The 26,581-nt window shown below is 63.9% G+C and carries 18 protein-coding genes; all 18 read left to right on the top strand.

From position 1 onward, the window contains the following. The first annotated feature begins 13 nt into the window (after positions 1-13). The 18 genes from E4K09_RS14550 to E4K09_RS14465 all read left to right on the top strand — a co-directional run bounded on the left by E4K09_RS14550 (position 14) and on the right by E4K09_RS14465 (position 26,580). Positions 14-2,440, top strand: coding sequence for a phage tail sheath subtilisin-like domain-containing protein (locus E4K09_RS14550; protein ID WP_134498176.1), 2,427 nt, complete (start codon positions 14-16; stop codon positions 2,438-2,440). Positions 2,441-2,452: 12 nt separating this feature from the next. Next, positions 2,453-2,908 (top strand): phage tail protein, encoded by a 456-nt coding sequence (locus tag E4K09_RS14545; protein WP_134498173.1) that lies wholly within the window; start codon positions 2,453-2,455, stop codon positions 2,906-2,908. A 24-nt stretch (positions 2,909-2,932) separates the two neighbouring features. Then, positions 2,933-4,702 carry a phage tail sheath family protein gene (locus E4K09_RS14540; RefSeq protein WP_134498171.1) on the top strand — a complete coding sequence of 590 codons (1,770 nt, stop codon included), beginning with the start codon at positions 2,933-2,935 and terminating at the stop codon, positions 4,700-4,702. Next, positions 4,699-5,184 carry a phage tail protein gene (locus E4K09_RS14535; protein WP_134498169.1) on the top strand — a complete coding sequence of 162 codons (486 nt, stop codon included), beginning with the start codon at positions 4,699-4,701 and terminating at the stop codon, positions 5,182-5,184. The genes E4K09_RS14540 and E4K09_RS14535 overlap by 4 nt, the downstream gene beginning before the upstream one ends. Beyond that, positions 5,181-6,389: a CIS tube protein gene (locus E4K09_RS14530; RefSeq protein WP_342211354.1), complete on the top strand. Its 1,209-nt coding sequence runs from the start codon at positions 5,181-5,183 to the stop codon at positions 6,387-6,389. Before E4K09_RS14535 ends, E4K09_RS14530 begins: the two co-directional genes overlap by 4 nt. Continuing rightward, on the top strand, positions 6,389-6,571 hold the full coding sequence (locus E4K09_RS14525; RefSeq protein ID WP_134498165.1) for a hypothetical protein: 183 nt from the start codon (positions 6,389-6,391) through the stop codon (positions 6,569-6,571). The genes E4K09_RS14530 and E4K09_RS14525 overlap by 1 nt, the downstream gene beginning before the upstream one ends. Before the next feature lie 12 nt (positions 6,572-6,583). Beyond that, positions 6,584-7,675 (top strand): phage late control D family protein, encoded by a 1,092-nt coding sequence (locus E4K09_RS14520; RefSeq protein WP_134498163.1) that lies wholly within the window; start codon positions 6,584-6,586, stop codon positions 7,673-7,675. Further along, complete coding sequence (locus E4K09_RS14515; RefSeq protein ID WP_134498161.1) at positions 7,675-8,379, top strand: phage baseplate assembly protein V; 705 nt, start codon at positions 7,675-7,677, stop codon at positions 8,377-8,379. Before E4K09_RS14520 ends, E4K09_RS14515 begins: the two co-directional genes overlap by 1 nt. A gap of 83 nt (positions 8,380-8,462) precedes the next feature. Continuing rightward, on the top strand, positions 8,463-9,920 hold the full coding sequence (locus E4K09_RS14510; protein ID WP_134498159.1) for a hypothetical protein: 1,458 nt from the start codon (positions 8,463-8,465) through the stop codon (positions 9,918-9,920). Next, positions 9,917-10,318 (top strand): GPW/gp25 family protein, encoded by a 402-nt coding sequence (locus E4K09_RS14505; protein WP_134498157.1) that lies wholly within the window; start codon positions 9,917-9,919, stop codon positions 10,316-10,318. Before E4K09_RS14510 ends, E4K09_RS14505 begins: the two co-directional genes overlap by 4 nt. A gap of 2 nt (positions 10,319-10,320) precedes the next feature. Beyond that, the gene (locus tag E4K09_RS14500) at positions 10,321-12,501 is read left to right on the top strand and encodes a putative baseplate assembly protein (protein WP_134498155.1); all 2,181 of its coding nucleotides are present in this window, start codon (positions 10,321-10,323) and stop codon (positions 12,499-12,501) included. Next, positions 12,501-14,846, top strand: a complete 2,346-nt coding sequence (locus E4K09_RS14495) for a phage tail protein (RefSeq protein WP_134498153.1) — start codon at positions 12,501-12,503, stop codon at positions 14,844-14,846. Before E4K09_RS14500 ends, E4K09_RS14495 begins: the two co-directional genes overlap by 1 nt. Continuing rightward, positions 14,846-15,790, top strand: a complete 945-nt coding sequence (locus E4K09_RS14490) for a hypothetical protein (RefSeq protein WP_134498151.1) — start codon at positions 14,846-14,848, stop codon at positions 15,788-15,790. The genes E4K09_RS14495 and E4K09_RS14490 overlap by 1 nt, the downstream gene beginning before the upstream one ends. Positions 15,791-15,794: 4 nt before the next feature. Further along, positions 15,795-18,077 carry a hypothetical protein gene (locus E4K09_RS14485; protein WP_134498149.1) on the top strand — a complete coding sequence of 761 codons (2,283 nt, stop codon included), beginning with the start codon at positions 15,795-15,797 and terminating at the stop codon, positions 18,075-18,077. Then, positions 18,070-22,089, top strand: a complete 4,020-nt coding sequence (locus E4K09_RS14480; RefSeq protein ID WP_134498147.1) for a hypothetical protein — start codon at positions 18,070-18,072, stop codon at positions 22,087-22,089. Before E4K09_RS14485 ends, E4K09_RS14480 begins: the two co-directional genes overlap by 8 nt. Further along, complete coding sequence (locus E4K09_RS14475) at positions 22,086-23,798, top strand: hypothetical protein (RefSeq protein ID WP_134498145.1); 1,713 nt, start codon at positions 22,086-22,088, stop codon at positions 23,796-23,798. The genes E4K09_RS14480 and E4K09_RS14475 overlap by 4 nt, the downstream gene beginning before the upstream one ends. Beyond that, positions 23,795-25,627 (top strand): ATP-binding protein, encoded by a 1,833-nt coding sequence (locus E4K09_RS14470; protein ID WP_134498143.1) that lies wholly within the window; start codon positions 23,795-23,797, stop codon positions 25,625-25,627. Before E4K09_RS14475 ends, E4K09_RS14470 begins: the two co-directional genes overlap by 4 nt. After that, positions 25,624-26,580 (top strand): hypothetical protein, encoded by a 957-nt coding sequence (locus E4K09_RS14465; RefSeq protein WP_134498141.1) that lies wholly within the window; start codon positions 25,624-25,626, stop codon positions 26,578-26,580. Before E4K09_RS14470 ends, E4K09_RS14465 begins: the two co-directional genes overlap by 4 nt. Position 26,581 lies beyond the last annotated feature (1 nt).

The following is a 26,581-nucleotide window of genomic DNA, read 5'->3' as shown; positions in this document are numbered from 1 at the left end:
TGGGGAAATCACGATGGTCGAATTGCTTGCCCCTGGCGTCTATCCGATAGAGACAAGTTTCCGTGCCGCATCCATCCAGGGAGTTGGCACCAGCACCACGGGATTCGTCGGGATAACCCGCAACGGGCCGATCGAAGGGCCACCGCGGCTCGTCACCAGCTTTAGTGAGTTCGAGCGGTTATACGGCGGCCTTGCTGATTACGACATCTCCGGCCTCGGAGGCGCTCCCGCACGCAATTACCTGACATTGGCTGTCCGCGGGTATTTCCACGAAGGTGGCCGGCGGCTTTACATTTCCCGGGCTTTCCTTGCCGGCGGCAGCGACGGTTTTGCGAGGGCGGCACTGGTCGGCGCCACGCCGGCCGATGCGCGTCACCTCATTCTGCGCTCGCGGTTTCCCGGATCGGGCGCGAACGGCACCGTAACGATTTCCGAAATCGCCACGCCGGCAACCGACGTGACTCTGGCGGTTTCATCGGTCGGGACGCTGGCGCGTACCCGAGGTGTCGCGGCATTGCCCGCCCGGGTCGCCGCCACCGCGAGGGTGGGTGCTGTCGGAGCGGGCGCGACGCTTGCCATCAGAGTCAACGGTGCGGCGGCACAGACGATCACCTTCAACGCGACGCCGGCGACCGCCGAGGCAGCGGGACCAGTGCCCACCAGTATTGACGTGCCCGCAGGCGTGGTCTTGACGGTTTCGATTGATGGCCTCACCCAGGCAGCGCCGATCGCGGAGGGACAGGGGCGGGCTCGGACGGCAATCCGCGACGAGATTACGGCCGCGCTTGCCAATGGATCATGTGTCCTGAACGGCAACAATCTCGCCATCCGATCGAATGCCGTCGGATCTGCGGTCACCGTCGCCGTCAACCAGCTGGCGCTTCTGGGTTTCACGGATCCCCAGACTGTCGCCTCCGGGACGGGCCTGCCGCGCCTCGACGCCATCACGGCATCCGATCTCAACGGCCTGCTGACCGCGGCGAGCATCCCCTTGACGGCCGACACGGTGGCCGGCACGGGCTTTCTGAGACTGTCAACGCAATCGACCGGCAACACCGCGGTCCTCGATCTGTCGGATCCTGGGAACGTGGCCGCACTCACTGCCCTCGGCTTCAATGCCGCTGCTTTGAACGCGCCCGTCGCCGGGACGGACGGCGTGGCACGGCGTGTTTTCATCCGCGAGACGACGGCGGCGGCCGGCTGGCGGGAACATACCGACCAAGGCGGCGGCGTGTGGGCCGCGGGAGCAAACACTATCGACGCGGCTCCCATTCTATCCGACGCGGACCATATCGTCACATTGTCTCTGGCCTGGGAAAGCGTCGACGGCGTGTCGACCTCTTACGAAGGCCTGGGGTTCGCGGCCAGCCATCCCCGTTACTTCGGCCATAAGATGATTACGGTAACGGATCCGGTCGAGGAGCCACTTGGCGACCCCCTGGCACTGCTCACAGCGGGGCTGAACGGGGCGGAAACCCATGCTGCGTTGTTTGCCAGCGGCACGGCCAGCACAGAGGACCTTCTCACCGCCACGATCCGGCTAACCGGCGGAAATGACGGTACCCTACCGGCACTGCTGACGATGACCGATGCCCTTGAGCGCCTAAATCTGGTCGACGACATTGCGATCGTCGCCGCACCAGGCACGACAGCTTACGGCGCATTGGGCGACGCAATACGAAACGCCCTAATCGCGCATGCGGAAGACTCGAATTTCCGCATCGCCGTCTGCGATCCACCTCCTGGGCAGGAAATGACGGCTCTTCGCCGGACGCGCGGCCAGTTCGACAATACCTATGCAGCCTTCTACGCGCCATGGCTGCGGATCGCCAATCCATTCTACCGCCCCGGCAATGACGCGGTGCAGCGGGAGATCGCTGTGCCGCCCTCGGGTCATATCTGCGGAATTTTCGCCCGCAATGATGCGACGCGGGGCGTTCACAAGACGCCGGCCAACGAGATCATCCGCGAGGCGATTGGCTTCGAGCGAGATTACAACCAACGCCACCAGGAGGTGCTGAACCCGATCGGCATCAACGTGCTGCGCTACCTCAACGGACGCGGCAACCGCGTCTATGGCGGCAGGCTCGCGACCTCGGACCGAGAGATCGTTTATGTATCGGACCGACGCTTCCTCAATTTCCTAAAGCGCTCGATTTATGTCTCCATGCAATGGGCCGTCTTCGAGCCCAATGGGCCTGACCTTTGGTCTGACGTTCGTGAAGCGGTCGCATCCTTCCTGTTCACCCAGTGGCGCAATGGCGCCCTGCTCGGTGCGACGCCCGAAACCGCATATTTCGTGCGCTGTGACCGGTCCGTCATCACGCAGGACGACCTCGATAACGGGCGCCTGATTTGCGAAGTCGGCGTGGCGATCATCAAGCCCGCGGAATTCCTTGTCTTCCGGATCGGCCAGACCACCGCCGATGCACGCTCCTGAAAGGACTGACCCATGGCGCGCGAAGCACCGTATGGCAATTTCAAGTTCAACGTGATCGAGGAGAGCGGCGCTATCGTGGGCGGCTTCTCCGATGTGAGTGGCCTGAACGTGGAGGTCACCGTCGCAGAATACCGGACCGGCGCCGACAAGCAGAACCACGTCATAAAGGTCCCGGGCGTCCATAAGTTCGAGAACGTGACGCTGAAACGCGGCATCATCGACTCCAAGAGCTTCTGGGACTGGATGAAGGAAGTCTGGACCCAGGGACCGGCGGCCAAGCGCGTGATCCGCGTCGTCATGCAGTCCGAAAGCGATCAGGACGTCCAGCAATGGAAGCTCTCGGGAGCCTTTCCGGTGAAATATACCGGCCCGACCCTGGCCGCCGCCGGCGGCACGGAAGTCGCTATGGAGGAATGGCAGATCGCCTATGACGTGATGGAATTCATGCAACTCGGCACGCCCGAATAACACCGATGCTCCGGAGCCGAACCGATGACTGCGACTGCCATCCGCTTCGAAGATCACGCGCTGCCGAACCAGCCCGACCCGACGCGCATGGACGTCACCTGCTTCTTCGGCCTGATCGCCGAGCGCTCCGGCGCCGTGGTGCCGCAATCGGTCAGGGACGAGCTTCGCCGCTTCTTCGGCGATAGCGATGCCAAACCCGCACGCGCCGGACCGCTGTTGAACCGCCCCGTTACCATCCGGAATGTCGCCGAATTCGAGGCCTTGTACAACGCGGATGCCCGGGTTGAGGCCCGCGCCGTAGTGCGTGGCGGCGATCTTCCTGACGGCTTGCCCACATTGGGCGTCTCGCCCACGCTCTTTATCGTTATCGACGGGGAAATCCACGAAATCGACCTCACGCCGCTCCCGGCCACTCCCGCCGCATTAGTCGAACGGATCGCAGCAGCCGGGCTGCGGATCGAGGTCTCGCTCGGTTCCGGTCCTCGTCCCGCCCTGACGATGGCGCTTCCCCTCTCGCATGGGGCAGGATCGCTGACAGTGTTGCCCTATCCGAGTCTCGGCTTCCCGGACGCTCGCCGGGCAAGCGCCCGGACGGTGCCGAGCGTCATGGCCCAGGCTGTGCGCCAATTCTTCGCCTCGGGCGGACGTCAGGCAGTCATCGTGCGGATGGGAGACCCCCTGCCTTATGACAGCACGCGCGAGGAACGTCGCGCCGCGTTGATCCGGATCGTAGTGGAGGAGCCCGAGCAGGCCGAGCTCAGCCACGAAGAGGCGCTCGCCGCGCTTTCGACGCCGCTCTTGGAACCGGTTGCCGATGCACAATTCCGCTATGGGCCAGCCCACGCCTACGGCCTTGCCGATACAACCTTCCTATGTCTTCCCGACCTCCCCGAGCTTGTCGCGCCCCGCCCGGGCCTTACGGCAATGCCAGCGCCCGTGCCGGAGCCGGAGGCCACCTTCGCCGAATGTCTGCCGGACCCGTCGCCCGGCGGTCAGGCCGCCGCGTCCTCCTTTCTTGCGCCAGTCGCCGACGCGGAATCGATGGTGCTGTGGTCGGCCGTCATCGATCGCATGATCGGCATGCTGCGCCAATATGAACGAGACAAGTTCCTCGTCGCCGCCCTGCCCCGGCTGACCAACGATGCTACGACGGCAGCGGTGCCACACAGCGCGTTCCTGCAAGTGGCGGAAGGCTGGCTGGTCACTGCCTTCTCTCAACTCGCGCCGGAAGGGCTGATGCCGCCCGATTCCGTTCTCGCCGGGCACTTGGCGCGCTCCACGCTGCGACGAGGCACGTTTCTCTCGGCCGCATCGCTGCCACTTTCCGCACTCCGCAGCGTCGAGACGAAGCCTGCTTCGGGTATTCGAACAGTCCGCATCTTCCGCCACCAAGGCACGTTTCGGTTGTCAGGAGACTACACGACAAGCGCCGATCCGGTCTGGACTGATGGCCCTGTGGCACGGCTGATGGCCTTGCTCCTCCGGCAGGCGCGCGAGATTGGACAATCAATCGTGTTCGAGCCGTCCGGACCGTCCCTCTGGGCGCGGATCACAGCCTCGATGGAGGGACTGCTGGAGGCGGTCCGCGCGGCCGGGGCGCTTGCCGGTGAGGGCCCGCCGACGAGCTACTCGGTGCGCTGCGACACCACCACGATGACTCAGGACGATCTCGACAACGGGCGACTGATCGCTGAAGTCCGCTTTCGCCCGACGATCCCAGTCCAATCGATCGTCGTACGCCTTCCGATCACGGGCGATCGGGGACAGGTGATTGGCGTGGGAGGTCCGGCATGACCGAGCCCGTTCCGCTGCACGTCTTCAATTTCGAGGTCGAATTTCACCAGGTCGACGAGGCTGGCAAGGACAAGTCGGCGACACCGCTCTGCTCCGGCCGCTTCTCGGAGGTCTCCGGAATTGAGGCGACGATGGAGCCCAAGTCAATCCGAGTCGGCGGCCGCAACTGGGGCGAAATTCAACGTCCCGGCATAGTGAAGTTCGCCACTGTGATACTGAAGCGTGGCGTTACTCGGGCGCCCGACCTGTGGACGTGGATGGATCTCGTCGCCCGCCAGGGCCGGACGGCGATTAGGCTACGCGCCGACGTGATCCAGTTCGACGGCATGCGCAAGGAGGTGTTGCGCTGGCAGATGAAGAATGCGCTGCCGGTCAAGTTCAAGGCGGCGACCTACGTCGCAGCTTCATCCGAAGTGGGCGTGGAGGAACTGCATTTCGTCCATGAGGAACTGTCACTGAAAATGGCGGGAGGCGTCGCATGAACGGCACACCTCAGCTAGCACAGTTTACGCCGATGACCGACAGGAACGGCAAGTCCAAGAAGGGCAGGTCGATCCCGGTCCATTTCAATCCCGAAACGCTGACGCTCACCATCCGCAACACGATGGAGGCTGGCAAGAAGGGCGACAAGGGAAGGCCGCCGCAGCAGCTCGTCTCGGCATCGGAAGTCACTTTGGGCCTGCAACTGCTGTTCGATACGACGCTCACCGGGGCGGATGTGCGCACAACGACCGCGCAGATTGCCGAAATGATCCGCCCGGGCGCGGTTGTCTCGCGCGAAGAAGGCAAGCGGCGGCCGTCCGTCGCGCTGTTCGAATGGAATGCCTTCACCTTCGAAGGCATCATCACGGACTATTCCGAAACGCTGGACTACTTCTCATCCGATGGCATTCCACTGCGTTCGAACCTCAACCTGACCTTGACCAAGCATGAAGCCGCCTTTCCGGCGGCGGGCAAAGGCACGGCCGATGTTGGCGCCGGCGCCTCGCAGCCGACCGTGCCCGTGTCATCAGGCGACAGCGTCAGCAATATTGCCTCCGATGCCGGGAGGCCCGATAGCGCACCAGCCATCGGCAATGCGAACGGGATCGAGAACCTCCGCGACCCGGAGGTCGACGAGGTCGCCGAGCCGGCGGCCGCGCTCGATGCCGCGGCCGCTGCCGGTGCCTTCGGTTCGCCGCTGGGCGGCGGGGCGGCCGCTTTTGCCGGTGCCGGTATCGAATTCGGCTCCCCTCCCGCGGCTTTCGCGTCGGGTGATGCGGGGTTCGGTCTCGATCTCGGCCTTTCTGCGGGCGTATCCGCAGGAATCGGACTTTCGGCCAGCACGTCGCTCAGTGCAGGCGCGTCACTCAGCGCCGGGACGGGAAGCGGCTTCGGCGCCGATTTCGGGGGCGGTGTGGAGATCGCGAGCGCCTCCGCCGTACTTGGCGATGGCCTCGAACTGAACGCGTTTGCCGCCCTCAACCCGGTGTCCCCTGTCATGTCCTCCGCTTCTCTCGGCAAATCCGTATCATTCGACTTCGATGGCGAGATTTCCGGCGGCATTTCGCTGGAGGCTGGAGTGTCGCTCGGCGGCGTCGCGGGCATTTCGCTCGGCGCCGGCGCGGGCGCCAGTGTCGGAGGCCAGATCGCAAGTGTGGGCAAGGAGATCAACCTCGCCGACATCCTGTTCAAGGAGGACGCCTGATGCAGAGCATGCGACGTCCGGAGATCGATATCCAGTCGCTTGAAGCCGAGGTGATCGGCCCGATGCGCGAGCAGAAGGCGGAGGCAGCTCCGCCCTTGCCCTCCGCGACACGCATGGCGCGCCAGTGGCGGGAATTTCAGGCACGCGAGCGGTGGCGGGCCGATCGCCTTCGTGCCGATTGAGGAGCATCCAGCATGGTTGAAGACCAGCTTTACAAGGCTTTGATCGTCGATACCCGGCCGGTCCTCGAAATTGATGGCGAGCAGTACCTCATGGTCAACGAACTGCTCGAAAGCCTGGAGGTTTGTGAGCAGGAAGGCGGCCTGAGCGCACTTGAAGTGGTGCTCAGCAACTCTGCCGACCATCAAGGCGTGGGACTGGAATTCGCCTTCGAGTTCACCGAGACGAATTTCTTCAAGCTCGGCGCAACGATCCGGGTCCTGACCGGTGATGCGCGTGAACCGACCGAGATTTTCCGGGGCATGATCAGCTCCGTCAGCCTCGAAGTGGCCGATGGTGACCAGCCTAAAATCCGGGTGATGGCAGAGGACGCTTTGATGACCTGGCGCATGGTGCGACGCAATCGCAGCTTCGCCGCCGGCCCGCTGCGCGACATCTTCAAGAAGCTAGCGGCCGACACGCCGTTGACGCCTGTGATCACCGGACTCAGTGAGGAGGTCGACGCCCAGCAGCAACTCAACGAAACCGATCTCGGTTTCCTCAGGCGGCTGCTCGCCCGTTATGACGCTGACGTACAGGTCGTCGGCGAGGAGCTCCATGTCTCGCCGCGCGCCGCAGTCGACCGCGGCAAGGTGACCTTGGACCTTGGCCGGCAGTTGCAATCGATCAGGGTCACGGCCGACCTCTCCGACCAGAGGGTTGCGACTCAGATCAGCGGCTTCGACATACTTGCCGGCAGGATCGAGGCGGTCGAGGCCGTGGAGAGCCAACTCGGTCCGGGCACTGGCATGACCGGCGGCGAGGCCGTGGGAAACGCCTTTCCCGACAGCCTCGACAGGATTGCGGTGACGGCCTTCAACAACAAGGCCGAGGCGCAGGCAATCGCCGATACGACGCACCGCCGTCGCGTCCGACGCTTCCTGATCGCTGAGGGAGTCGCTACGGGAAACTCGGCGATCCGGGTCGGAACGAAGCTAACGCTGACTGGCCTAGGACCACGTTTTTCCAATGATTTCTATACAACGCGAGCGCGGCACGTATTCGACCTCGAAAGTGGCTATCTAACCGAATTCAGTGCCGAGAGCGCGTTTCTAGGGAGGGTGTGATGCTGCAGAGTGCCTTCGCCGCCCAATCCGCGATCGAGTCCGCGATCGAGCTTGGAGAAGTCGTTGCCGTCGATGATCCGGAGGGGCTGAGCCGCGTGGAGGTGCGCTTCCTGTCGCGTGGCCCCGTGGCAGATGACAAGACGAATGATGCACAAGAGGACTCCACCGCCTGGGCGCTGGTGGCCGTACCTGTTGCCGGCGACCGGCATGGCGCCTTCCTCATCCCCGATGTCGGCTCACGCGTGGTGCTGGGCTTCGTGAACGGCGATCATCGCTATCCCGTCGTGCTCGGCTCGATCTGGGATGGTTCCGTGTCGATCCCGGATTCGCTCGGTGGCTCCGGCAAGGCGGTGGACCGCTGGAGCTTCAAGGGCAAGGCCGGCACCCGCATCGCCATGGTCGAGGAAAACGGCAGCTCGAAGATCGAGCTCAGGACCGCGCATGGCAATAAGATCGTCATCGACGATGGTGGCAGCTCGATCACACTTTCGGGCGGCGGCAACACGATCACCATGGATGGCAGGGGGATCAAGCTCGACAGCCACACGGTGGAGATCTCGGCCGTGCAGTTCAAGGTAAGCGCGGCGCTCGGCAGTTTCGATGTCGCGCTAGCGGATTTCTCTGCCTTCGTCATGTGCGAGCTCATGCAGACCAACACAGTGATCTCCACCACTTACACGCCTGGCGCGGGGAACATATGGTAAAGCACCCGACATTGCTGGACGGACTGAAGCTCGGCGGTCAAAACCGGTCCGAGGTGGTAGCCCCTACCCTCTTGCGATACGACATGGGCCGCGACACAGTGCAGGCTTTCTTCACTGATCTCAGGCGCGACGACTGGCAAAATCACCTCCTGGCACGGTCAGATCTCGAACAGCGTTTCGGGGTGCCTCTCGTCGACCAGCATATCCATCGCAAAGCAATCCTCGTCGTCGTGGACGCCGCCTGCCTCACCCCCGGTTTTCCGCGCCTCGACCCGGCCAAGGTATTGGCATCCTCCATGGTCATCCGCCGCGAGGTCGCCGCGAGCGCCACGGCGCCTGAGGGGATCGAGATCTGGGCCTCGGACGAGGCAGGCAGTTCCTTGGGCTGGATCGGCGCGCCGGAAGGCTCCTCGCTGCCGGCGGCGCAGTTCGAGCCGGATGCGCAGCTGCGCCGGCAACGACTTGCGGGCTCGAACCGAGCTCTGACGCTCCGAACCCGCATCACCGGCGATGCCGACGGCATATCCGAGATGTCACACGCGATGTTCCCGGTCCCGCCCGACATCGCTGAGAGGATCGGGCGGACAATCTATTTCGCGATGCTGCCGACCACGTCGGGACCGGTCATCCCCGGAACGCCACCGCCACCGCCCTTTACTCTGGAGGACGTGAAGAAGCGCGTTCCGAACGTGCTTCGCGATGTCCGAAGCGCCGATCCGCTGCCGCCCACCGGCACCGTGATCGCGCGGGATACCGCCCGCAACCCGGCCGATCCGGCTTTGCGCGCTTTGCGCTCGGCCCTCACATGGCTCGGACAGGAGGCCGGCATGTTCACCGGCGAGCCCTATGCGGAGAGCCTGCGGACGGCACTTGCCGGCATCGCGATTTCCGGTGCCAGCGAGAGCAACCTGCGCGACTGGCTTGATGCGGCGAACGCCGTGATCATCGAGCGCCGCGACACCGCGCCAGCATCGATCGCCACACCCAGCAGCTGGCCTTCGATTTCCGCTTCGCAATTCGCGGCAATCGCCGCGGGCAGTTACACCGCAATGAGAGCGCGCTGGGCGAGCCTCGCGCCGTCGGTCACCCGTTTCGGCCCGATCGGCGACCGCTACCATGTCCGTTGTTTCATGCGCATCGGCGATCACGAGGGCTGCCCGCCAAGGGTGCTATGGTCGCCTTTATCACAGAGCTACACGATCCGGCCTTGGTACGAGAGCGGTGGCGCGCCGCCGCATCAGGTCGAGCTGCCGGCGCTGGATGATCTCTCCGCGATCAAGCCCGACGTGGCCATCAAGGTGCCGCCGCAGATCCAGCAGTTCATGGACAGGCTCAACCTGGAGAACCTGATCGACGGAAAGGCCGAGAAGAATCTCAACATCTCCTTCGGCATGATCTGCGGATTCTCGATTCCGATCATCACCATCTGCGCCTTCATCGTGCTGCAGATCTTTCTGCAACTTCTCAACATCCTGTTCTTCTGGCTGCCCTTCATCAAGATCTGCATCCCGTTCCCAATTGTCACTGAGGAGGAAGAATGAGCCGCGCGCCCTACCTTCCCGCAGAACCGCTGGGCTGGCCGCTACTGCCGGTGCCGGACGCCGACGGCCGCCTAACTTGGCCGAGTCTCGACGTGTCGGTCCGCCAGACCATCCGCGCCATCCTGATGACGCGACCCGGCGAGCTGCTCCTGGCCCGCGAGCGGGGCGTCGGATTGGCTGATTACCTGCACGAGCCAAACGCCGCCATGACGCGGCGGCGGCTCCGCGATGCCATCGTTGCCGAAGTCGCCGCGATGGAAGCGCGCATTCGCCTCGATGCCGTGGATATCCTGCCTTCAGGCGAACGCGAGGAGGAGATCACCGTCACGATTCGCTACTTCATCAAGCGGACGGGCATGGCGGGCAGCGTCACAGCGTCCATGAGGCTGGGAGGCTAGCGATGGCATCGGTACCGCGCTTCTCACTGGCCGATATGACTGCACGGGATCTCGCCGACGAGATGATCCGGCGCATACCGGCGCACACCCCGGAATGGAAGCACGTGCAGACCGGCGATCCAGGTCGCGTCCTGATCGATCTCGTCGCCTGGATGGGTGAGACCATCCTCTACCGCGTCAACCTGCTGCCCCGCCGGCAACGCCTGGAATTCCTGCGGCTGCTCGGCCTGAAGCTCAGGACGGCGACGCCGGCGTGTGGCCTCGTGGCGCTTGCCCACAAGAAGACGGCCGGTGCGGCGCCGCTTTTCACGCCGGTCGGCACCCGGCTCAACGGTCCGGTGCCCTTCGAGACGGCCGACCCGGCGACCGTGCAACCCTTCGAAGGCCGCGTCTACTACAAGCGCCGGCTCGAAGGCGACGAGGCGGATGCCCTTAAGGATGTCATCGATGACCTAGCGGAGCTCTACGGCATTGACGCGGCCGATCCCTATGCGACGACGGCGCTGTTCGAGGATGGAAAGGCCATTGCGGCAGGCACAGACCCGCTGACCGACAGCGTTGATCATGCCCTATGGATTGCGCTCCTCGCGCTTGACGACAAGCCGACATCGCGCGAGGCGGCCATCGCGGCCTTCGACGTCCAGCCGGCTCTGCTCAATATCGGGGTGATCCCGCGCCTCTCCGCGCCCGCTTCGGATCCGGATGCGCCTGCCCCGGGGCTTGCCGCGCACTTCGAATGGGCAATTTCCTCAAGCAAAATCGCGGGCGGTGTAGCGCAGGATACCTATCTGCCGCTCCAGGCCGCCAGTGACAATACAGGTCACATGTCTCGCGAAGGCACGCTGCGTCTCGTCCTGCCGGTGGCCGCCAATGTCTCTGCGCCGGTCAATGACCTTGAGATCGACATTGATGCGGGGCTCGGCGACCGGCCGCCGCGCGTCGACGATCCCACGGTGTCGAGCCGGATCGTTGCATGGCTTAGGCTGACATCGAAGGACACGAGCAGCGTTCTGCCTATCTCCTGGCTCGGCATCAATGCCGTGATGCTGGACGCCCAGGAAACACGACGCCAGATCCAGGTCGGCATGGGCAACGGCCGTCCAGCCCAGCAGATCAAGCTGCCGGCCGGAGATGTCGACGAATCGACTTTCACGCTGTCGGTGCAGGAAGGAGCGAAGGGCTTTGTCCGCTGGCAGGTTGTCGACGATCTCGCCTCGCTGGGACGGGACGACCGGGGCTTTACGCTGGATGCGGCGGACGGCAGCGTTGCCTTCGGCGACGGGCTTGCCGGACGCCGGCCCGATCCCGGCGCCCACATCCGCGTCGATTTCATGCGCTCGGGTGGCGGACTTGCCGGCAACATTCCAGCTGGCACCCTGACGGCCATTGAGAAGCCTGGGCTGATCGCAAGCCAGCCGGCGGCGATGACGGGCGGCCGTATGGGCGAGACGTTGGAAGCGGCGGAAATGCGGGTGCGTGCATGGCTGCAGCATCAGGACCGGTGCATCACGGTCGCGGACTATCGCGCCATCGCATCCGATCTCGGTCTCGCACGTGTGGAAGTCCTGCCGCGCTTCCGCCCCTATCAGCAACGTGCTGAGACACCAGGCGTTGTCTCCGTCCTGCCTTTGCCAGACAAGGTGGTCCACGAAGCGCCCAATCCCCGCCCCGATCGCAGGCTGATCGAGCAGGTCCGTGCCTATCTAGAACCACGCCGCCCGCTTGCGACGGAGCTCTTCGTTATTGCGCCTGACTATGTGAAGATCGGCGTTTCGGCAGCGATCGACATACGCGAGGGCTTTGCACCCGAGGAGGTGTTCCGGGCGGTGAAGGCCGCGATTCAGGATTTCTTCTGGCCGCTGAAAGGCGGCGGGCGGGACGGTGCGGGTTGGCCGCTCGGCCAGTCGGTCAACAACCTCGAGGCCGAACTGGTTACCGCCCGGATCGCCGGCGTCCGTTCGACAGCGGGTGCCGCGATATTCACACTGCAAGCGCCCGGCTTTGTCCCGGTGCCGCAGAATCCCGCGACGGGCGCGCAGGTCCTGGAACTCGAACCCTGGCAACTGCCTGAACTCATGCAGGTCGACATCGCCGTCGGCCCGACCGTGCCAACGAGCATGATCGACCATGCCGGCACCTCCGGCAGGGGCACCGCCATACCGGTCGTTCCGGAGGTGTGCTGATGCGTGACGCTCAGGGACAGAGCTACTGGCAATGGTGCCGACAGGAGGATTTCGAGCCTCTCTCGGCCAACGTAGTCTGGGACGACCGCCGCCATTCGCTGACGCTCTCATCCCGTTTGGGAACACCGCCTAACGGCGTGCCGCCGGCCACGACGAGAGCGGCCGCTGCCAAACCCGCCATCGCGCTTGACAGCTACGGCGGCTGGGCAAGGGTGGAGTTCCGGGCCGGGCGGGACAGGCTGATGGCGGGGGGCGCCGTCGACGGCGATACCGAAATCTACGCGGCGCCAGTCGGCAACCGCATTCGCGACATTCTGGTTACCACTCGCGACTGGTTGCTAATCGCCCATGAAAATGGCGAATTGCTGATCCGGGACCTGCAATCACGCTTCACTGACACAAGCATCAGCGAAACGAACTTCGCGGTCGACCGCATCTCGGAGGCCGGCGACGACACGATCTGGCTGCTTGACAGAGCCGCGAAGACCCTGCGCCGCGTCGATGGCAACCCGTTGCCCGCCAAGAGCCTCGGGCGGCAACGCTCCGCAGCAGCGTTCCAGCCGAGTCCACTGGATCCGGATCCCTTGAGGATTGGCGTGCCGCAACTGGCCACGCTGCCGATCAATGAAGAGATCATCGATGCAGTGGGTCTTCGGGACGGTCGCCTCGCGCTGCTGTGCCTCGGTTCCGGACGTTCCTCGAACCTGAGGTTCACGGACGGCATCAGACTTTCGAGCCGGATCGAGCCGCAGGGGCTGGAAAGCGCCTTCTCGATTGGTCTCTACGGCGAGGATCGGCTGGCGCTCGCCGTGCCGCAGGCGTCTGCCGCCGTCATCGTCACTCTGACCGAGGCGCCCACACCGCTTCTTCTCGGCGAAAGCCCGCCATTCCGTCGCGGTACCGGCGGACGCTTCTGCAAGAGCGTGCCCAGCCAAGCCCTGCATTATCCCTGTGAGCCAATTGCAAGGAACGATGAACCGGCCCGTCCCTTCGCGCGGCTGGTCGCCCCCATCCGGCCGTCCTATGCACGGAGCGGGTCCGCCAGAGCGGTGATCATGGAGGCTGATCAGGAGGGCAGCCTGTGGCGCCGCCTGTATATCGAGGCGCATCTGCCAACCGAATGCGGCATCCGTCTTGATATCGCCGCCGGCGATGACCGGAACGCGGTCATGGCGCTACCGCAAGGCGAGCTCCACCCTCATCGCGTCGGCGCCATTTCCGGCGACGGCCCGCAGGCCGCCTGGATGGACATGGACAGCGAAATCGGCTGGCGCGGCTCAGCTTCAGAGCTAGCCAGAAAGCGGGACCACTGCGGGCTGTTCAACATTCTGATTCAGCGCAATGGACCGGCCCCCCGCCGCATCACGGGCCGCTATCTCAGGGTCGACATCCATCTCACCGGCACCGGAAATGCCGCTCCACATCTCTTCGCGATCCGTGCATGGGGCGCGGCGACACCCTGGCGGGAACGCTACCTGCCGGACTACCTCAGCAACATGTCGGGACCGCTCGCGGAAGGATCCGATTTCCTTGATCGCTATCTATCGCTTTTCGAGGGCGTGTTCACGCCTATCGAAGATCAGGTTGCCGCGAGCTATCGGTTGACCAGCCCCGGCTCCGCACCGGAAGACGCGCTCAACTGGGTGGCGGGCTGGATCGGAGCTGAGCTCGATCCGGCGCTCGATATTACGGCGAAACGGCGGCTGCTCGCCGGCAGCGTGTCGCTCTGGCGTAGGCGGGGTACGTTGGCTGGGCTCGAACGGGTCCTCGATATCGTTACGGACGGCGGCATTCAGCGTGGCGATCTGGTCGTGCTCGAACATTTCCATCTCCGCCGCACATTCGCGACCATCCTCGGCATGGACATGTCGAATGCGACGAACCCGCTGGTGCCCTATGCGCAGGCGTCCGGCAATTCGCATCTCGGTGCGACCTTCTTTCTAGGGGCGGAGGAAAGCCGCGCCTTCTTCGCTCTTTTCAAGCCGTCGCTGCTCGACGATCCGCTAACGGGTGAAGCCGAGCGCGTCGCGGCCCTGACAGAGTTGGAAGCCCTGTTTGCCGACCATGCGTTTCGGGCCACGGTCCTCGTCCATGCCGGCATGTCCCAGACCGAACGCGATCTGGTAAGCCGGGTGGTCGAGCGGGAGACGCCCGCCCATGTCGCAACTCAGATCCTCGACGCACCAAATTCGCTGGTGCTCGCACTCTCCTCGCTGGTGGGCGTGGAGACTCGGTTCGGCAGAACACCGCCGAAGAATCCGCTGACACTCGACACTGCCGAAATCGGCCAAGTTTTCCTGAGCGATACCCCATCGCTCGATCCCCGTTTCGAAGGAGGTGCATGATGGCCTCATTTGTCGCCCACCCTGTCGAAGACGATCTGGAGCGCCGCCCACCGACGGAGCGGCTCTATCTCTTCGATGGCGCCCTGTTGACGCAGGAGCACTTTCGTGCCGAACAGCTCTATCATCGTGGGCAGGCCTCCCGGTTGGGACTGCATCTTCACGGCGCCGGCACGATTGCGGGCCTTGACGTCCGCTATGCGCCGACCAGCGGGCCCGATGTCGAGGTGCAGGTCTCTCCTGGGCTGGCCCTGGATCGGCTCGGACGCATTGTCGAACTGCCGTACCTCTCCTGCCTCGATCTTGGCCTCTGGGTCGGTCAGCAAGCGAACGATATCTTGGACGCAGCGCGTCTGACCGCTGGGACGCGGGCGCCGGGTACCGACCCGATCCGCGACGATCCGGGAACCGGCGATCCGATCCAGATCCCATCCGATCATGTGGTGGTGGATGTCTATCTTTCCTTCCATGCTTGCGCACGCAACCCGGAGCCGGCCTTTGCGACGGCCAATGCGGATACCATCGACGGCGTTCAGCCATCCCGCGTGCTGGACACTGGGCATCTCCGGATGATCGTGCGGCCTTCAGGCGACAATAGGATACCCTCGAGTCTGCCGGCGTCGCAGCTTCCCGCTCCGGTGACGCTCGAGAACCTGCGCGACTATAAGCGGCTCGTCGCATGGGGACTGGTACAGCCGAGCGCCAATCCATTCAGCATGCCCGCCGGCGGGACGATCAGCGAGCACGTGACCGCTGGCAATTACCAGGACGGTTCGGAAGTCCTGCTTGCCCGGCTGACGATCCCGCTCGATCTGAGTGGCGCCGCGCCTGCCTTCGACGACACGATCGACCTCGACCAAGCGCCCTATCGCCCGAACCAGGACATCAGACCATATTCCTATTCAGCCGATGAGCTCGCTCTCATTGCCGCGAACATCCGGAGTTAACATGATGGCCGACCTTAGCCCAGCCTCGTTCCGCCGCACCCGAATAGCACCAGCGGCGCTGCCACCTGGCGCGGTTCTGATCGACCAGACCCGCGAGCGCACCTCCTGGGCCGAGGGCATGTTTGTTACCTCGGCGCACTTCAACCGCGACCAGTCCTATGTTGTTGCCCGTCAAGGCGATCTTGGCCGGGCGATCGGCGCGGGCGTGATCGACGGACTCGAAGTAGCGATCGCGGCGGACGATCCGACGTCAGTAATCGTAGAGCCTGGCCTGGGGATCGGCGGCGGCGGCGAAAGCATCGTCCTGCATGCCTCGATCCGAATCGGCCTTGCCGACATCGCGCTCCAGCGCACCCTGACGCAGGGCGCAGGGCTGCTCGACAGCCTTCAGTTGATCTCTGAAGCGCGATCCGGCCTTTTCGTGCTCTGCGCGACCCCCGTTGAATACACGTCCAACCCGATCGGCTCCTATGCGACCGGTCCGGATGGCAAGCGCCGGCTGCAGGACAGCCTAATCACCGAAGCGACACTCTTCACCCTCGTGCCCTTCGCGCTCACCGCGAGTTCCGAAAGCCCCGAAGCACGGCGGGCAATGGCAGCGCGCCGCATCTTCCTCGACGGCGCCACGGCGGAACTGCCGCCTTCGGCGTTGCCGCTGGCAATGGTGGAACTCGACGGCAACATCCCCATCTGGCTCGACATGGAAATGGTCCGCCGGCAGGCCGGCGCAGCCCGCGCCGATGCCTTCGGGCTCGGTTTCGTCGACACACCGACACGCATCGCGCATTTCCGTCAGTATGACGCGCAGGTGACGCAGATGGTGACGTCGGCACCGAATGTCGGTTTCGCTGCCGCAAGCCGCTTCGACATCCTACCACCGATGGGCCGCATGCCGGCGGCCTGCGTCGTGCCGCGTTCGCCGGCTCCCGGACAGCCGCATGTTCTGTCGCATAACTGGCTGCCCGCCGAGATGCCGGTCGAGCTTACCGCGCTCCCGGAGGATGAGATCGACCAGCTTCTGGAGGAAAGCCTGACGATGCCCGTCATCGACCTCTCGGCACCGTCGCGGGCGCTGGCGCAGACGCCCGTCACCATCATCGTGCCGATCCCGCGGGCCGATTGGGCAAGCGCACCTTTGGAGGTGGTCCAGCAGACCCGTACGCTCGCCGCCGCAGCCCCTCTGGGCGCCGCGCCGACGACACCGATGGAGCTGATCACGGCACTGCTGGAGCAGAGTGTCGATCCCGATCTTGTCGATCCCACTGCGGATGCGCCATGGCTGGCCCTTCTGCTGGGTCGAACCACGCTCTGGTATGCGCGGCGACGGCAGTTCCTGCGCACCGACGCACTGACCGGCGAAGCATCGCCTTATCGTCCGGCCCCTGAAGCGCCCCAGCCGGAACCACAACCGGAGCCAGAGCCGGAGCCAGGGCCAGCCAATCCGGAACTTGCGCAAGGAATCGCCGAGCGGTTCACGGGCGTCATCATCAACAACTTGATCGGCTGGGGTCTGATGGAGATCACGGACGCTGTCCGACCACCGCAGGACGAAAATTGGGCCATGACCTGGGCGCGTCTCAACTCCGCGCTCGGATTGGCGCTGCGAGCCGATTCCGCCACCGTCGCCACGGACCTCCTCCAGCGCGCGGCGAAAATCGGAGCGATCAAGCTCGCGGATGCGGAGGCTCTCGAAACACTCTATAGCGGCTTCGACATCGAGAACAGGTTCGCGCCAATGGAAGGTTTTCTGACCGGCGGTCCTGTCGATATCGTCATACCAAGCTACCCGGGCAGAACGGGAGAAATCGCCGTTAGTGCCGCGCTTGCACTGGCCCTGAACCAGCGCATCGAGCCCAAGCCGGGGCAACACATACCGGCGGTCACCACCGACATGGACGAACGGGTCAAGGAGATGCTCAGCAGCCTTTCTCTCGATGCATCCGTCATTGAGTCGATCGTCAATCGTGGCGGAGGATCAATCCCATTTGTCGACCCGCGCGACATGGATACACGTGTCAGGGCCATGAAGGCCGCAATCGAATTCAAGGTTCCGATCATTGCGCGCCCCCTGGAGCGCGGGTCGATCGAGGCGCAGACGCGACGCAACCTGCTCAGCAACACCGATCTTGTCCCCGACCTTGCCAAACGCCTCGACAGCAGCGGCCTGGCCGACCGTTTGGACGGGTTCGTGAGGCACATGGAAGTGATGGACCAGGCGCTGGCGACATCGGCGCCGCAGGCGATTGATGCGGCGACGCAATCCGTCAAGCAGATTATCGATGGGTGATGCCATGACGATCGCGCTCCCCGCCCCCCAGACGTTCCTCACCTCCCTCGTTGGCCTCTCTCCTGCCAAAGCCAGGCATGTCGATTCGAGCCTTGCCCTGCAGCGACTGAACTATGTGCAGGGGCGGACCATCACCGAAACGGCGATCGAAGCGGAACAGGCTTGGGTCGAGGCGCGCATGGGCGTGGCAGGCCGCTGCCTCTCGGCCGGCATCGTCTCAGGCTTGGCAATCGGAGTTCCGGACCAGACGGTGGCTCGCGGAACCTTCACCCTCTCGCCCGGTCGAGGCATCGCACCAGGCGGGCAGGATCTGCAGGTATCGAAAGCAGCCAGCTTCAAACTGGATGAGTTACCCGAAGCCGCCTCTCCTGCCGCTGTCGGCGGTTTGCCGCGCGGCTTTGTCGTGCCGGTGCTGCAGCCGATCGTCCTCGAAGCGGAGGACCTGCCGCAGGATGCAAACCGCCTCCACGCTTTTGCGGATACGTGCCCGCCCGATGGAACGGCTGCACCCTACCTTGATTTCGTGTTGCAGGATGCGACGCGCATCGGATGGATCGCGATCGATTCGATGCTTGCGGGCATAAATGGGCAACGTGCGGCAAACATGGCAGCCGAGGCGGTCCGCCGCCGAGAAGAAAGAGATCCGGCCTCGCTTCCCTGGGCCAGTGTTGGCGTCCCCCTCGCCCTACTTCAGGTGGCAGAGGACGGCACGATCGAGTGGCATCACAGGTCCGCCGTTTCTCGGCGCGGTGGCATGCTTCCGCATCCCGAAATGCGACCACAAGCGCGACTGCGCCAGAGCCGCGTCGAAGGGCTGGTCGAAGAGACTGCCATGGCGACCCGCAGCATCGGTTGGGACGGCACGAATGCGGCTGCGTTCCTTCGGTTCGTGCCCCCCGCCGGTGTCCTGCCTCGCAAGGCTTGGTCTGGACACGCGTTCTTTCCCACAACCTGGAGCCAGGCCGAGGCTCCCATTCCCCAGTCGCAATTGGACGCGGCGCTGGAAGCGGCGGCGGCACTGGCACCTTACGATCTCGACAGTGCTGCCGAGAAAGTCAAGTGGCTGGTGCCGGTGCCCGATCGTTTCTATTCGCCCGATCTCCTGGCCCCTGTCCCGGCACCGGATTTCCTGCCCGTCACGATACCCCTTCAAAAGCGGATCGCAGACACGCTCGCACTCCGCACGGCCTATCGTGTCCAAGCCCCGCAAGTGCAGGGTGCACTGGATAGCTCGGCGATCAGCGACTTTGCGACAACCGACGATGATCCCGTCCAGGACGAGATAACCTTTCCCGTCGATCAGCCGGGAACAGCGATCGATTTCTCACGCGATGCACTCGCGGTCTTGAAGCAGGTGTGGGACCAACTCGATCCAGTGCTTTTCCTCGTGCCGCAGCGGGCGATGGTCGACCCGTCCCAAATGCCGCAGGCCATCGCTAACCGCACGACCTTCGGCCTGACGCCCTTTACGAAGAGCATGCGCGCGTTGATTGATAACTGCAATGACCGGATCGACTTTGCCTTCAATCGCGTTCAGGCGGAAATTTACCGGGTACGCCAGATCACGCTCGACAACGAGGAAGCAACAAAGCTCGCGACATTTCCTGCCTTGGCAGGACTGGCCAAGGGCAACAACAGCTATGCCCTCTCCGAGGGTTTAAAGGCTCACTTCGCGGCCGAAAAGTCTGCGATAGAGCCAGCGACGAATCCCGGGGGAGCGGGGACGCCGCGTCCGGTAATGACGATGCCGCAGATCCGAAGTTTCTCATTCCTGACGCCGCAGGCGAACACTGCGCGCATCCGTGCACTCGACGCGCTCGAAATCAAGCCGGTGGTCACCGAGGGCGTCACTATCAAGGAAATCGTCAAACTCTCTGCGTCCAGCACTGTCGGCGATGTCCTGGCCGCTGGCGCGAAATCATCGACAGCGCTCACCGGATTCGGCAACAATTCCGCCTCGCTGAACTTCGGTGCCTTCTTCACGGATGCGGCCCTCCTCAAGACCCAGAGCACAACGCTGGTTAAGGACCTCGTCGATGCCACCCGCGCGGAACTCGTTGATGACGTGCTCCTCTCGGATTCTGCCTCAAAGAAGACCGGTATCCTGCGTGCTGTGCCCCTACCCGGAGATATCCGGGATATCCGAACGACCACTATTGCCGACCGGTTGAAAACAAGTGCGGCCCTCAATGCCAAGGCGTCGGCGGTTCGGATCAAGGCTGATGTACTGCGGCAGATGCAGGAGCTCGGCATCTCGCTGGAAGGCCTTGAAGGACCGTTGACCTCCGGCCGCGACCGCGTCCTGCTTCCGCGTGACGACATCGACAACGTGATTTCCACGACACTCTCCACCGAAGAAATCGATCGGCACCGAAGCGAGATCGACGAATTACGCCGACCGGTTTCGGATACTGGTGACGGCAAAAACTGGCAAATGTTCATGATTCCTGCGCTCTCGACGCAGGTTGATCACGCCGTACAGGCAAGTCCCCTCACGCGCTTGTCGACCGCACTCTTGCGCCGCACCGGCCCGATTACCATGCCGCTACTGCCCGCACTGACCCTGACAAAGGTGCTGGACCCTGATCCGGTCGCAGGCGGTCCGGACGCCGAGGGCGATGATGAAAGCGCGTATCTCTCCGCGGCGATCTCCACGCTCGAGAGCGCGATAGCCATCCTGCGTGTCGTCGAGGGACGAGTGGGTGCGATCTCGATGATCATGGAAGGGGTGGAGGCCCAGCTCAAGCTGACTGCCAGCATCGCTCAGCGCTGGCAGGCCGCACTGACGTTGGCAGACCAAGACCTCGACGAAGCACGCCATGACTATCGCGTGGCGCTCAGCCTGGTCGATGAGGAATTGCACCGCCTCGACGCGCTGCGCGCCGAGCGCCAACGCATCATCGCCGAAGAGGTCAAATTCGTGGCCTATATTCGCCCTCGCGTGCTGACTTCGCACAGTGCCGGCGATACGCTGGGTATGATGCTTCCTGGAACGTTCGAGGACACACTGCCCGCCTCGTTCATACGGGACGTCGATCTGCCCGACGAACTCCAGGACATGATTGGCGCACTGCGCGAGATGCCGATCCTCTGGTTCGCGTCTAATCCGGAACTAGCGGAAGAATTCTCATCGCCGGGCTATCTTTCGAGTCTCTACGCCGGCATCAAGTTCCGGGCGGAGACCCGCCTCAAGAGGCTCGGGGCGGCGGAACCGGCAAAGGCTACGCTGACCGCCAGTACGCCCGCGAAAGTGCAATCACTGAAGATCGCGACGGCGTACCGGTCGCTTGCCACCAATGTGCTGACCGCGCGCACCAGCCTCGACCTCAATGCATTCGACGCGGCGAGCTGGGCGGGTAAGCGGCGCCGGGCGCTCGCTGACCTCTCGCTCAACGACCTGATCGAAGCCGGCACCCAGCCCAAGGTTACGAAACGCGCCGCGGCGGAGATCGAGGACATCGAACGGGTGGCTTTCGCGCTCCTCCAACTGGTGCGGCAGGTGCCGGCCGCAATTCGGTTGCTCTGGGTTCAGCAAGTGTCCGAATACGACAATGTCGCAAGCCTATCGCGACTCAACCGCCTGCCGGCCTGGAACCGGGTCGATTTCGCAACGCGATCCAAGCTCGAACAGCTGAACACCTGGCTGTTTTCACGAATGGAAAGTGGGCTGAAGGAAGCCGAGGGGTTGATGACCGATCTCGTGCGTGTCGCAATCCTGATTGCCGGGCATGCGCCCGTTGCCGACATCATCGCGGCGCGGCTGGCCACCGATCAGGTGGCATCGAAGGGCGGCGCGATCGACCTCTTTATCCGGCGGGGCGTGCCGAAGATCGGGATGCAGGTCGCCTTCTCCGCCGCACAGTCCGTCCAGGCGCGCGGCATCGTGCGCGATCTCTTTGGCACCAAAGCGAAAGTTGAAATAACCCATGTCGCCCAACCGCTCGTGTCGCTAACAACGCTCCATCAGGTGGCGATCTTCTCGCCCGCCGCAATCACCAGGGTAGGACGATGAGTGGGGAAGTCTCCGTACGGATCGAGCGGCTTGACTTGAAGGTCGAGCATAGAGACCTCGCTGTTCCTTTCCGCAACGATCTCGAGGACGCGCTCAGGACGGCGGGGCGGCCGCGCCTGCCCCCGGGCGCCCGACTAACGATCCGAAAACTGAGGCTCGGCCGCATTCCGGCTGGCTGGGGCCGGCAGGTGCTGTCGCTCTACCTCGACGCCCAGCTAGCCAACGTTGATTATGCCATAGCGCTGCCAGACGTGCCGCCTCCGGATGGGGCCAACGCGGTGTTGGTGCCCGATCTTGTGACGGCCGCGGCAATCGCCTTCGATGCCCTCGCAACCGGCCGCCCTTTGCCGTGGTATGTGAGGGACATATTTCCGGGAGTCGACGGCTTGGCCTTAGGATCCGCTGCCCATCGCATCATCGAGATCCTGATCGCCGAAGCAGGCCTTCAGGCGCCGGGCCGGCTCGCGGAAATTCGTGGCGGATTGCGGCGCATGATCTGGGTTCTGGACATGCTCACCGAGCAGCACTTGAAGTTGATTCTTGCCATGTACGACCATGTGTACGAGCACGACTTTCAGTGCTTCGTCGCCGATGTGCTGTCTCCGCTGTCCAATGCGACATCATCGTTGCCGCTCCATACCTTCCCTTCCGGACGAGGATTGATCGAGATTATTCTCTCTTCTGCCAGCTCGAGAGCACGCGATGAGATCCTGGCCGCTTCATCCGCGATCCCGGCCTCACCTGTTCGAGTGGGTTTGCTGATCGTATGGTTGGCTGCGGCAAGGACGGGCCCGTCAACGGTTCGCTCTGCATTCAGGCAAATGGTCAACGCTCTGAGACAAGCGAACCCCGCCCCCTCCGAAAACCAGGATCCGGCGCAGCCTGTCTCCATTTTAGGATTGAGCCGGAAAAGCCAGGACATGCCGGATTACTCTCCAACCGTGCGGCTTCGCGAGATTATGCCATCGTCAGCATCGTCGCCCAAAATGGAGGTAGCCGGACAATTGCCAGACGCTCCATTGCTCGAAGGCGCATTCAGCGATTATGCGGGTCTCTGGTTGCTTCTGCCGGCCTTGCAGCTGGTCGGGCTCGACATGGCCGAAAGAGCGACCGGCCTGTCGCTGGGACACGGCGTCTTGTCGGCATTTGCCGCAAGGCTCGGGCTTGGCGGGACCGATCCTGCCGCCAGCTACCTCGAACAAGTCACGCCGGGTGAACCACTGAGTCCAGAGACATGGCTGCCACGACGAGACTTGCTGAAATTGACCAGCAACGCCTACCTGAAGTTGACGCGTCTGGCGCCGGGCAAAGCATCAATCGGCTTTCGACACGGCAATGGTGAGCTTTCGGTAATCGGGCCAGAGGAATTGCGGACCCTTCGGGCAGAGGGTTTTCGGCTGCGCACCGCACAACGGACGAGGGGCGATTTCCCCTCGCGGCTCCATCGTGGTCTGGCGCTTGCCGCGCAGCGGCTTGTGAGCCATACGACGGGAATGGGCTGGCGACGGCTTGCGACGCGGCGCGGCCGCATCGTTGTGACGGCGACGCATCTCGACATAGAGTTCGACGGCCGCGACGTGAATACAGCCATTCGCATCGCCGGGCTCGATCTTGATCCCGGCTGGGTGCCCTGTCTGGGACGCGTCGTCAGCTTCCACTACGATTATTCGAAGGTGCGTTACTTTTCGACGGGCGGGCTAAAGACATGAGCGGCGAGCGCTTCCAGTTGCTGAAGGAGGAGGAGCACAGTCTCGCCGATGCACTGGCTGCCGCGCTCGCCGATATGATTCCTGTGGATTATCCGCTCCGAGCCGATCTCTTGGGCCGGGTTCCATGGGGCGCATCGCCGGGTGCAACGTATGACGCCGCCTTTCGATGGAGCGCGACGGAGGACCGGGCGCTTCTTGAAGCGGCGCGCGCACTTGATCTCGGACAAGCCGACATACTCGCCATCGCGCTTGCGCTGGAACTCGAACGCGATGCACATTTCCCAGCCGCTCTGCGGGCGATCCAGGGCGATGCCTTGGGGCCATGGCCGAGCCTGTCGCTCATCTGGCGGCTTCTCGAACATGTAGGGCGGCCGGCGCATTCTCCTGATCGAGCACTTGCTCTGGGCATTCTTCTCGTCCTCGGCGAGCGTGCGCCGGGACCGGAGCAACGGCTTGCACTTTCGGCCGCGGCGCTGCGTGCGCTCACCCAGCAGCAACAATCCGCATCGGCCGACGCTCCCGAGCAATGGCATAAACAGGCGGCCGCGCTTGCAGGCCGGATCGGCGGGCGAATGGCGGCGCTGGTTCTTCGGCGAGGCGAAAGGCAGGATCTGGAATCCTATGCGCAGCTCGTTGCAGCGAACCTCGCTTTGCGTCCAGAAATGCTGAAGCGGGAGGAACCCGGGCTTGGCGCAGCCTGTAGGCTCGGCAACTGGCTGCCTGTCGAAACGGTCGAGACCGTTGCTGGCCGCAGCATGCCGGCGCTCTCACTGGACGGCTATCGCGGCCCGCGTGTGCTGATCGCCAATCGCGAAGGCGGCATCCACCTTGCCGGATGGGATATGGTCGATGCCGCGCCGCCTCAACTGACGCCAGAAACGCGCCATCGTCTCTGGAGCCGTGCGCTTCCGGGCGAGATCCTGCCGTTAGCGCTTCCAGCCCTTCGGCTTGGTCCCTGCAGAATCGCTGCGATCGGCGCGCGTGCCGCGATGGCCGACCCCGATGATCTCTTGCACAAGCGCCTGCGAGCTGCAATGGGCGCCGAGTTCCGTTCGGACATGGAGCCGCATGCGACTCTGATACCAAGTGATGTGGACGATCAGGATTTTGCCGCGAACGAAGCACTGAAGGCCGAGTTCGAAGTATTGCTGTCCCGATGCCGCTTCCGAGCGGCGGCGGGCAACCCTGTGCCCGGTGTCAGGACGCTGCTGTCAGGCCCCTCGGGTACCGGGAAAACCCTCGCGTGCTCATGGCTTGCGACGAGGCTATGCCTGCCACTGTTCAAGGTCGACCTTTCCTCAGTCGTGTCGAAATATATCGGTGAAACCGAGGAGAATATCGCCCGTCTTCTTGACCGCGCCGAAACCGGTGACATGGTGCTGCTTCTTGACGAAGCGGACAGCCTGTTTGCCTCACGGGCCGAGACGCGCGACAGTTCCGACCGCTTTGCCAACAACCAGACGAACTACCTGCTGTCCCGCATCGAGACTTTCGACGGCATTGCCATCCTGACCTCGAACGGGCCTGAGCGCATCGATGCGGCCTTCACGCGCAGGCTCGACCAGGTGATCGAGGTGCCCCTGCCCGCTCCGCCGGAACGACGCATGATCTGGCAGACTCATCTGCGTGACGGCCATGTTGTGAGCGCGGCCGAGATCAACCGCCTCGCCGGGCTCGTCGATCTCGCCGGCGGCCATATCCGCAATATCGCGCAGACCGCGCGGGTGCTTGCCGGTGATCGCGCCATTGCATGGTCCGATCTCTTGCGTGGCATTGAATCCGAATACCGCAAGCTCGGGCGCTCTGTCCCTGGGGGACTTATCAGATGATGGATCCCTTTCTCCTGCCGCAAACGCTGATCCTGCCGCTGGGGACGCTGTTTGCGGATATCGAGGCCTGCCTGTCGGATCTAGGCTTCTCGCAGGCGGAATCAGGGGTCGTCACCCGCCCGGTGCTGCCCGGTGAGCCGGAGCTCGCCCGCTGGCGCTTCCGTGGCGGCCTTCCGATCGTGGAATACAGCTTTAACCCGGTGGTAAGCCTCAGGCTTCTCGAGGTGGCGACCGTACCGCCCGAACTGCGCGGCAAGATCGCCGAGCGTCTCCGCCCCCTGCCGCCTGAGGCGGTGACGGTGGCCCTCGCCTCGGATGACACGCGCCAACAACTGTTCGGCGTCTGGGCCGCAGTGGAAACGGAGCGCATCGATCTCATCTACGAGGTGACGAAGGTCTACGAAGCCTCGCGCGGCGTACTGAGGGAGGAGGCCGAAGCCGCGCTGCACCGGCTCGGCGATCGCGCGAATATGCGCATGGAGATGCTGCAGGCGGTGCAGATGATCCGCGAGGCGGCAATGGACGTACTGACCTCGATCCGGTCTCCTGAAAGCCTCGTCGAACTCATGCCCGACGAAAACGATTGCGCCGAGCTTTTCGATGCTAGCATCGCCGGAAAAGTCTTTGACGCATTGGATGCTCAGGGTGCTCCGGGTCGACGCGTGCAGGCCCTACCATCCGCGCTTTCCGATGTCTCACCCGCACCCGCTGGTGCGCTGCGCTGGCCGAACGAACTCTCCGATCGCTTCCCCCGTGGCTACCGGCGGATCGCCGGCTGGATGGTGCCGAGCCGCATCTGGCTCGCTTGGACCGGCCGTGAGCCGGATGGCGGTGTCTTGCGCATGGACGGGCTGGTCTTCGTCAACGGCCGCTGGGTGTTCTTACCGAAACCATGGCGCCTCATCGAGCCGATGATTGCAGACAGGCTCGGCCGCATGGACGCATCGAACTGAG

This window comes from Microvirga pakistanensis (assembly GCF_004458765.1).
GTDB classification, from domain to species: Bacteria; Pseudomonadota; Alphaproteobacteria; order Rhizobiales; family Beijerinckiaceae; genus Microvirga; species Microvirga pakistanensis.
The sequence above is the reverse complement of the archived record's forward strand: the minus strand, read 5'-3'. Positions and strand labels throughout refer to the sequence as shown.